At 47.6% G+C, this 7,712-nt stretch carries 6 protein-coding genes and 1 other annotated feature; of the genes, 5 read left to right on the plus strand and 1 reads right to left on the minus strand.

The window, feature by feature from the left end:
- Positions 1-199: 199 nt before the first annotated feature.
- Positions 200-1,666: an IMP dehydrogenase gene (guaB, locus tag HZS85_RS16405; RefSeq protein WP_214856859.1), complete on the plus strand. Its 1,467-nt coding sequence runs from the start codon at positions 200-202 to the stop codon at positions 1,664-1,666.
- Positions 1,667-1,708: 42 nt separating this feature from the next.
- Here guaB and pdxR read toward each other — a convergent pair whose 3' ends face one another.
- Positions 1,709-3,112 carry a MocR-like pyridoxine biosynthesis transcription factor PdxR gene (gene pdxR / locus HZS85_RS16410; protein WP_214856861.1) on the minus strand — a complete coding sequence of 468 codons (1,404 nt, stop codon included), beginning with the start codon at positions 3,110-3,112 and terminating at the stop codon, positions 1,709-1,711.
- A 116-nt stretch (positions 3,113-3,228) separates the two neighbouring features.
- Here pdxR and pdxS point away from each other — a divergent pair, with 116 nt between their 5' ends.
- The 4 genes from pdxS (at position 3,229) to serS (ending at position 7,574) form a co-directional block, all read left to right on the plus strand.
- On the plus strand, positions 3,229-4,116 hold the full coding sequence (pdxS, locus tag HZS85_RS16415) for a pyridoxal 5'-phosphate synthase lyase subunit PdxS (RefSeq protein WP_214856863.1): 888 nt from the start codon (positions 3,229-3,231) through the stop codon (positions 4,114-4,116).
- Entirely contained in the window at positions 4,110-4,688 is a 579-nt protein-coding gene (pdxT, locus tag HZS85_RS16420; RefSeq protein WP_214856864.1) for a pyridoxal 5'-phosphate synthase glutaminase subunit PdxT, read from the plus strand. The genes pdxS and pdxT overlap by 7 nt, the downstream gene beginning before the upstream one ends.
- Before the next feature lie 91 nt (positions 4,689-4,779).
- Positions 4,780-6,015, plus strand: a complete 1,236-nt coding sequence (locus HZS85_RS16425) for a D-alanyl-D-alanine carboxypeptidase family protein (protein ID WP_214856865.1) — start codon at positions 4,780-4,782, stop codon at positions 6,013-6,015.
- Between the two features lie 12 nt (positions 6,016-6,027).
- Positions 6,028-6,235, plus strand: a binding site (T-box leader).
- Positions 6,236-6,296: 61 nt separating this feature from the next.
- Positions 6,297-7,574 (plus strand): serine--tRNA ligase, encoded by a 1,278-nt coding sequence (gene serS / locus HZS85_RS16430; RefSeq protein WP_035409899.1) that lies wholly within the window; start codon positions 6,297-6,299, stop codon positions 7,572-7,574.
- Positions 7,575-7,712 lie beyond the last annotated feature (138 nt).

Raw genomic sequence — 7,712 nt, forward strand, 5'->3', positions numbered from 1 at the left:
CGAAAGTAGTTGGGGGCTTCCCCCTGTGAGGATAGGACGTTGCCAGGCACTTGACCGATCTGCAGATTGCAGGTCGGTCTTTTTGTGTTATGTGAAACTTCAGACTGTTCTGATTATTGGTCGAGTCATTGACATGACACCCTCTGCTTGTTACCATAACATCAATATTCTTTTATAAAAGAGAAAGCGAGTGGATAACATGTGGGAGAACAAATTTGCTAAAGAGGGTTTGACGTTTGATGACGTCTTACTCGTACCCCGTCGTTCGAGTGTCTTACCGCGCGACGTTGATTTATCTGTCACGCTATGTGAAGGGATCACACTTAATATTCCGTTGATCAGTGCTGGGATGGATACAGTCACAGAAGCTCCGATGGCAATCGCAATGGCACGCCAAGGTGGTCTTGGTGTTATTCATAAGAACATGTCAATGGAAGAACAAGCAGAACATGTCGATCGCGTCAAACGTTCTGAAAATGGTGTCATCACGAATCCGTTCTATTTAACGCCAGAGCGTCAAGTCTACGATGCTGAGTATTTAATGAGTAAATATCGCATCTCAGGTGTTCCGATCGTTAACAACGAAACAGAGCGTAAATTAGTAGGGATTTTGACGAACCGTGATCTTCGTTTCGTTAAGGATTATTCGACCGTCATTGAAACAGTAATGACAACAGAAGAACTCGTGACAGCAAAAGTTGGTACGTCCCTCGCAGAAGCAGAACAGATTCTCCATAAGCATCGCATCGAAAAGTTACCACTCGTTGATGAGAACGGTGTGTTAAAAGGATTAATCACGACAAAAGATATCGAAAAAGTCGAACAGTATCCACATGCTGCGAAAGATCAATTCGGTCGTTTACTTGTCGCAGCAGCTGTCGGTGTGACGAAAGACGCTTCAACACGTGCGAAGTTCCTGGTCGATGCAGGTGTTGATGCACTCGTCGTCGATACAGCTCACGGTCACTCAGAAGGTGTTCTCGTCAAGGTACGTGAATTACGTGAAGAATATCCAAACTTACCAATCATTGCAGGCAACGTTGCGACTGCAGAAGCAACACGCGATTTGATTGAAGCCGGTGCATCTGTCATTAAAGTCGGTATTGGACCTGGTTCGATTTGTACGACACGTGTTGTCGCAGGTGTCGGTGTACCACAAATCACAGCCGTTTTCGATTGTGCGACAGAAGCACGAAAACACGGCGTTTCGATTATCGCTGACGGTGGCATTAAGTACTCTGGGGATATCGTGAAAGCACTTGCTGCTGGTGGTCACGCTGTCATGCTCGGAAGCTTGCTTGCAGGAGTAGAAGAGAGCCCAGGTGAGATGGAGATCTATCAAGGACGTCAATTCAAGACGTACCGTGGTATGGGTTCTGAAGCATCGATGAAACGCGGTAGCCAAGACCGTTACTTCCAAGAAGCAGACAAAAAGTTCGTTCCAGAAGGAATCGAAGGAAGGGTCGCTTACCGTGGTAAACTCGGTGACTCAGTGTACCAACTCGTCGGTGGTATTCGTTCAGGTATGGGATACTGTGGTGCTGCGACGTTAGAAGAATTGCGTGAAGAGACACAGTTCATCCGTATGACGGGCGCTGGTTTGCAAGAAAGCCATCCGCACGATATTCAAATTACCAAAGAAGCCTCTAACTACACACGTCAATAAACAAAAGCCTCGTCTTTCTCTAGCAGAAAGGCGAGGCTTTTTTTATGATGATCTATGCAGATTCCATGCGTCTATCAATAATTGTAATCCTTCCGTCAACTCATGCTCAGAGAGACTCGCAAATCCAAGAACGATTTGAGGCGTATTGGAGAGAAGCGGTAACTGGGCATATTGAGAGAGACCGTATACTTGGATGCCTTGTTGTTGTGCCCGCTTTACTAGCTCTTGCTCCGTCATTCCGTTCGCTACGGAAACGACAACATGGAGTCCAGCACTTTCGCCAGTCAACCGTAAAGCAGGGATCCGACGAAGCGATTGGATCAGCACATCTAGTTTACGACGATAGACTTTACGCATCCGATTAAGATGTCGTTCAAAGTCGCCCTCTTTCATGAAACGTGTCAAGATCGTTTGATCAAAGCGCGAGACACTACAGGTATAATGGGATAATTCGGCTTGATACTGTGCGCGTAAGACTTCCGGTAAGACCATATAACCGATCCGTAGTGAAGGCATGAGCGATTTTGAGAAGGTACTCATATAAATGACACGATTGCTGTCCATGTTGTGAAGAGACGGGATCGATTTACCACTATAGCGGAATTCGCTATCGTAGTCGTCTTCGATGATAAAACGGGTCGGATCCATCGCCGCCCAGTTCAACAACTGGTGTCTTCGATTGACGGACAGGATGCTACCTGACGGAAACTGATGTGCCGGTGTGACATACATGACATCGACATTTGATTCCTGCAGTTGATCGATGCGTAATCCATTCGCGTCGACACGAATCGGTTCAATCATTCGTTCATGATTTTCAAGCAAGAGGCGTGTCGTATGATAACCGGGATCCTCGATGCCATACGTGACGTTTCGTCCTAGTAAGAAAAGAACGATGGGCAACAGTTGCTCGATACCTGAACCGACGACGATCTGTTCCGGAGAACAGACAACACCACGTGAGTGATAAAGATAGGTCGCAATCTCTTCACGCAACGTTTGATCGCCTTGCGGATGACCGAGCGAGACGAGTGGATGGTGATCGGTATCGATGATGTCTTTGGCATACTTTCGCCAACGGGTGAACGGGAAAGAGATCCCTTCAATCTTACTTGGATGAAAGTCATACGTGATGACCGGTTTTTCTTTAGTCACACGCGGTTCGATGACGGGTGAGGTTTTGACGTAAGCAAGCTCCTCATAGGCAAGAACGAAATACCCTTTACGCGAGATGGATTCGACATAACCTTCTGCGACAAGTTGTTGATAAGCAAGTTCAATTGTCGTTTGACTTAAGTTCAAGAATTGACCGAGCTTTCGTTTAGAAGGCAATTTTGTGCCGTAGGCTAAACGCCCGACGATGATTTCGTTTCGAATCTGTTGATAAAGTTGTTCATAAAGTGGTTTCTCTTGATCGCGTGTAAGTTGAAACGATAGCATGTCCATCTCGTATGACTCCTTCATAATAAACTGACCTGTTGAAATCATCATAAACTGATACTTTTAAAAGTGTCAACGTTCCGTATACTAAAGGGGTGAAAGTCAACCAAGGGGGAATGGATATGGAACGTCAACAAGGTACGGATCGTGTCAAACGTGGAATGGCTGAAATGCAAAAGGGTGGCGTCATCATGGATGTCGTCAATGCGGAACAAGCAAAGATTGCGGAAGCAGCAGGTGCTGTTGCAGTCATGGCGCTCGAACGTGTCCCGTCGGATATTCGTCGTGACGGAGGCGTCGCACGGATGGCAGATCCGTTGATTACGGAAGAAGTACTCGGAGCGGTCTCGATTCCCGTCATGGCCAAATGCCGGATCGGTCATATCGTCGAAGCACGTGTTCTCGAATCGATGGGGGTCGATTTCATCGATGAGAGTGAGGTTCTGACTCCGGCAGATGAACAATATCATTTACTGAAGTCAGAGTTCACGGTACCGTTCGTCTGTGGCGCACGTGATCTTGGGGAAGCAGCCCGTCGTATCGCCGAAGGAGCCGCGATGATTCGGACGAAAGGTGAGCCAGGAACAGGAAATGTCGTCGAAGCCGTTCGCCATATGCGAAAAATTCAAGCACAATTGAAGCAGATTTTGCATGTCAGTCCTGATGAATTGATGACATTTGCGAAAGAATGGGGTGCGCCGTACGAAGTATTACGTGATATTCGGACACAGGGACGTCTACCGGTCGTCAATTTTGCAGCCGGGGGAGTTGCGACACCAGCTGATGCCGCGCTCATGATGCATCTTGGGGCAGATGGTGTCTTCGTCGGATCGGGGATCTTTAAATCAGAACACCCAGAACGTGTGGCTCGGGCGATTGTTGAAGCGGTTACGTATAAAGATGATTTTGGACGGATTGCCTCTTTATCCAAAGGGCTCGGAACAGCAATGAAGGGAATCGATGTCACTTCGATGCCGTTTGAGGAACGGATGGCGACACGCGGATGGTAATTGGTATTCTGGATGTTCAAGGTGCAGTCCGTGAACATCAACAGCAGCTGGAAGGTCTTGGTGTCGATGTCGTTCTAGTCAAACAAGCGAGTGATCTTGCAGGGCTGGATGGACTCGTCTTACCCGGCGGCGAATCGACCGCGATGCGTCGATTGATCGAACGTTATGAATTGCTGGAACCGCTTCGGGAAAAAGCGACGACGCTACCGATGTTCGGGACATGTGCCGGAATGATTCTACTCGCAACCGCTGTCGAAGCAGGTCAGAGCCATCTCAACGCAATTTCGATGACGGTCCGTCGAAATGCTTTCGGTCGACAAATTGATTCATTTGAAGGATTGCTACCGGTTGAAGGAATTGAGGAACCAATCGAGGCAGTATTCATTCGAGCGCCATTGATTCTGTCTGTCGGGGAAGGAACACGCGTGATTGCGAAAGTCGAAGATCAGATCGTTGCCGTCGAGACATCATTACACCTCGCGTGCTCATTCCATCCTGAATTGACAGAGGACGATCGCTTACATCAGTATTTTTTACAAAAGATTAAACAGCGTCAATCGATCCGTTCGTAAAGCGTGGAAGCATCTGACAGGTTCTACTGTCGGGTGCTTCTTTTGTGCTACACTATTTGTAAAATGAATGATTGAGTGAAGGAGAGACACGATGAAACGAATCTTGCTACTCTGTTTAAGTGTCCTGCTGGTCGTAGGTTTTCCTACAACTGGACAAGCGGCACCTTCGATTCAAGCAGAGTCTTACATAATGGCCGATGCGGTCACAGGAAAAATCCTCCTTCAATCGGAAGCGGATGTTTCTCTACCACCGGCTTCGATGACAAAGCTGATGACGCTTTACCTCGTTCGACGACAAATCGAATTAAAAAAGCTGACGTGGGATCAAAAAATCAAACCGAGTGCAAAAGTATTAAAGCTTGCGAACACGTCCGGCATTGCTCGTGTTCCTGTTAAAGCAAAAACGTATACGGTTCGTGAGATGTATAACGCGGCGTTCATTAAATCAGCCAATGATGCAGCCGTCATGCTAGCCGAGACGGTATCCGGTTCAGAGGCGACATTCGTTGAAAAAATGAATGAGACAGCGAAACAGTTCGGTATGAACGATACGGAGTATGCGAATGCATCCGGACTTGATGCTGTCGATGCGACGCTTCCGGGAACAAATCTGATGACAGCAACGGATATCGCGTTACTCGTCATCCGCTACATCAAGGATTATCCGGATGTACTGGATGTGACGAATAAAACACAGATGAAACTTGATGGAGAGGTCTTGAATAACTCGAATAAGATGCTGGCGAAGGAAAAATTCGCATATGCTGGCATGCGGGGGATGAAGACAGGAACGACCGATTTAGCAGGTTACTGCTTCGCGAGCGTAACGACGCGGGATAATATGACACTTGTCACGGTCGTCATGCGAACGGATTCCGATCAAGCCCGTTTCAAGGAAACGAAAAAGCTACTCGACTATGGTTTTGCGACGTTTGAGCCATTGACGTATTACGGAAAAGGGGAACGGATCAAAGACGCTCTTCCGATTAAAGGGGCAACTATCCGGCAGTTAGACGTCGTCACGGACGGTTCGTTATACATCACGGTCTTAAAACAAGCGAAGACGCGGGAACCACGGTTCGACTTCTCAAAAACAACGGCTCCCGTGACGAAACAAGAAGTCGTCGGTACGGTACAGGTCGCGGACGATGGGGTCTATCTACCAGGTTTTGAGACACCGCGTGTGAATTTGTATAGCGCAACTGCCGTTCCACTTGCGAGTGTTCCGACACGCCTCGTCCGCGCTTGGACGGCTTGGTCGAAGCAAATTGAACAAGCGATTCAACAATCGGCTCTTGTCAACTTCCAAGACGATGGTGTAAAGTAAGACTAATCTCATAAAGATGCTATGAACGGACCAAGTAGATGTATCGATACTGTTAAGAGAGCTAGTGGGTGGTGTGAACTAGTCAGATCGATGGATTGAATCGAGCCGGATCGCACACCTTGCGAACAAGGTGCGGGTACGCCCGTTATCGCGTCTTAAGTTGGCTAGATGTGTCTAGCAATGAGGGTGGCAACGCGGATCCAGGTGATTCGTCCCTTTTCGGTAGGAATACCGGAAAGAGACGAGTCGCCTTTTTTTATGACATAAAGGAGGAATTGAAGATGATTGATATTAAACGATTACGCCAAGATTTTGACGCCATTCAAGAAAAGTTAGCGCACCGAGGAGAGGACTTGACGGACATGAACCGTTTCCTTGCACTTGATGAGAAGCGTCGAGAACTGATTGCGCGGACAGAAGTGTTGAAAGCAGAACGAAATGAAGCGACGAAAAAAATCGCTGAACTGAAACGCAATAAAGAGAATGCAGATGAAGCGATTGCTGCGATGCGTAGTGTCGGGGACGAGATCAAGACGCTTGACGACGAATTACGTGACGTCGAAGCGACATTGAATCAACTTCTCCTCGGTATTCCGAACATTCCACATGACAGCGTACCGGTCGGTTCTTCTGAAGATGACAATGTCGTCATCCGTGAAGTCGGTGATAAACCAGCGTTTGATTTCGAAGCGGTCCCGCACTGGGATTTGATGGAGCAATTAAAGATCGTTGACGTAGAGCGTGCTGGAAAAGTCACAGGTAGCCGGTTTGTCTTTTATCGTGGGGCAGGGGCACGTCTTGAGCGGGCATTGATCAACTTCATGATGGATCTCCATCAAGATCAACACGGCTACACAGAGATCTTGCCGCCACTCATGGTCAACCGCGATTCAATGACAGGAACAGGACAACTGCCGAAATTCGAGGAGGATGCGTTCAAGATTGAAGAGACGAACTACTTCCTCGTACCGACAGCAGAAGTTCCAGTGACGAACATGCACCGCGAAGAAATCCTGACTGCAGATCAGTTACCGATCGGCTATGCCGCATACAGCCAATGTTTCCGTTCAGAAGCTGGTTCTGCCGGACGCGATACACGCGGTTTGATCCGTCAGCACCAATTCAATAAAGTTGAACTCGTTCGTTTCGTCAAACCAGAAGAATCTTACGAGCAACTTGAATTGTTAACGGGACAGGCAGAGACAGTCTTGAAAAAGCTGAAACTGCCGTATCAAGTATTGAGCATGTGTACAGCTGATCTTGGATTCACGGCTGCGAAGAAATACGACATCGAGGTCTGGATGCCAAGTCAAGGCGTCTACCGTGAAATCTCTTCTTGTTCAAACTTTGAAGATTTCCAAGCACGCCGAGCGCAAATCCGTTTCCGCCGCGAAGCGAACGCGAAACCAGAATTCGTTCACACGTTGAATGGTTCTGCCCTTGCAGTCGGTCGGACAGTTGCTGCGATCTTAGAGAACTACCAGCAAGCGGATGGATCAGTTGTTATTCCAGAAGTGCTTCGTCCATACATGGGTGGTCTTGAAGTGATTCAAGCTTAAGTCAGAAGGGGGAATAATCCCCCTTTCTGTATTTTAAAAAGTTTTTTTAGAAAAGGTCTTTACACGTTAAAAGGCAGATGCTATCATAATTAATGTCAGGAAAACAGACAGGTCATCATGATCTGGTAAGAAGTACGG

It is taken from the genome of Exiguobacterium sp. s130 (assembly GCF_018619055.1).
Lineage (GTDB): Bacteria > Bacillota > Bacilli > Exiguobacteriales > Exiguobacteriaceae > Exiguobacterium_A.